Annotated in this window: 1 protein-coding gene and 1 pseudogene; both read right to left on the reverse strand. The window is 75.6% G+C overall.

Annotated features, from left to right (window positions below; translation table 11 throughout):
• Window positions 1-1149: NADH-ubiquinone oxidoreductase-F iron-sulfur binding region domain-containing protein (locus tag MCAG_RS07585; protein WP_036372758.1), on the reverse strand; the 1149-nt coding region annotated here is incomplete at its 3' end.
• Window positions 1146-1684 (reverse strand): annotated as a pseudogene (locus tag MCAG_RS07590) (hypothetical protein); the annotation flags it as partial. The pseudogene MCAG_RS07590 and the gene MCAG_RS07585, both read right to left, overlap by 4 nt.

The following is a 1684-nucleotide window of genomic DNA, read 5'->3' on the forward strand; positions in this document are numbered from 1 at the left end:
CCGGGCGGTGCCGTCGGGGTGGCTGCACGCACCGCGTCCCTTCACGTCTCCGGCGGCGGCGCGCACGATCTCGATCGGGGCGCTGCCGGAGACGGCCAGGTCGACCGCGCGGGCCAGGTCGGGCAGGCCCATCTTGCAGGGGCCGCACTGCCCAGCCGACTCGCCGGCCAGGTAGCGAACCACCTGCGCGGCCTCGCCGAGGGGGCAGGTGTCCCGGCCCAGCGGCACGATGATGCCCGCGCCGAGCGTGCCGCCGACGGCGGTGAGGCCCTTGCGGGACACCTCGGCCCGCTGCGCGGCCTCGGCGGTGATCCACTTGCCGTGGTACCCGCCCATCAGGACGCCCGGCCCGTCGGGCACCTCGCACAGTTCGAGGATGTCGCGCAACGGGGTACCGGCGGCGCACTCCACGACGGCCGGCCGCTTGGCCGCGCCGGTCACCGTGAGCAGCAGGGTGCCGGGTTCGTCGTCGGTGCCCAGGGCCGCGTACTCGTACGGGCCGAGCCGGGCGGCGACGGCGAGTTGGGCGTACGTCTCGGCGTTGGACAGCAGGGTGGGCAGGCCGTTCACGCCGGAGTCGCTGGAGCGCTTCTTCGTGCCCGGCGGGATGTGCGGCAGCCCGTTGATGCCGTTGACGAGCGCCCCGCCCTCGCCGGATATGAACCGGTCCGGGACGGTGACCATGCTGGTGGGCACCGGCATCCGGCGTTCCTGGAGCGCCTCGGTCAGCGACGGCCGGCCCACGTCGTCGTCGGCGACCCCGATGACGATCTCGTCGGCGTCCAGCGCGTACGCGACCAGGGCCGCGCCGTCGAGGATCAGGTGCGGGGCCCGGGCGAGCAGCACCTTGTCCTTCCAGCTCGCCGGCTCGCCCTCGGTGGCGTTGACCACGACGATGGCGGAGGCGTCCTGCCGCTCGCAGGACTCCAGCACGGCGCGCAGCTTGCGGGCGAACGGGAAGCCCGCCCCGCCCTTGCCCTTGAGCTGGATGGCCTCGGCGAGCCGGAGCAGGTTGGCCGGCTCCATCGGCCCGATTGGCCCGTGCACCTCCTCGTGGGCCATCAGGTCGAGGCGGCCGAACTCGGCGAAGCCGGCGGTGAGCCGGGGCTCGCCGACGCACGCCACGGGGGGCACCGTCTTACGCATCACTTCGCCTCGCCCCGCAGCCCGGCCCAGTACGCGCCGTCGACCGCGTCGGCGTTGACCCGGTCCCGGTCCCGGTCCCGGTCCCGCTTGCGCCGGCCGGGTCGGCTGTCCCCGGCGGCCCGCAGCGCCCGCCGGGAGGCCAGGTCGACCAGGGTGGGGGTGTTGTCCATGGGCAGGTCCTCGGCGACGTACCGGGCCGGGGGCCGCCAGTAGTCGGGCTCCTCCGGGACATCGTCGTCGATGCTGTGCCGACCGGAGCCGCTGCGCGGGGTCGCGGAGATCGGTTCGGCGGAGACGGGCGTCGAGGTTTCCCAGCGGCGGGGGCTGTCCCACGGCTCCTCGGGCTCGTCGGTGCTGCGGGGCGGCGAGGAGTACCGGGCGACGAGGTCGTCGTCGCGCCGGGAGCGCCGGCCGGGGGACACGGGGGCGACGTCCTCGTCCCGCCGGGAGCGCCGGCTGCCCGACACCGGGGCCACGTCCTCGTCGTACCGGGAGCGCCGGCTACCCGACACCGGGGCCACGTCCTCCTCGCGCCGGG

Origin of the sequence: Micromonospora sp. ATCC 39149 (assembly GCF_000158815.1) — a bacterium.
GTDB lineage: Bacteria > Actinomycetota > Actinomycetes > Mycobacteriales > Micromonosporaceae > Micromonospora.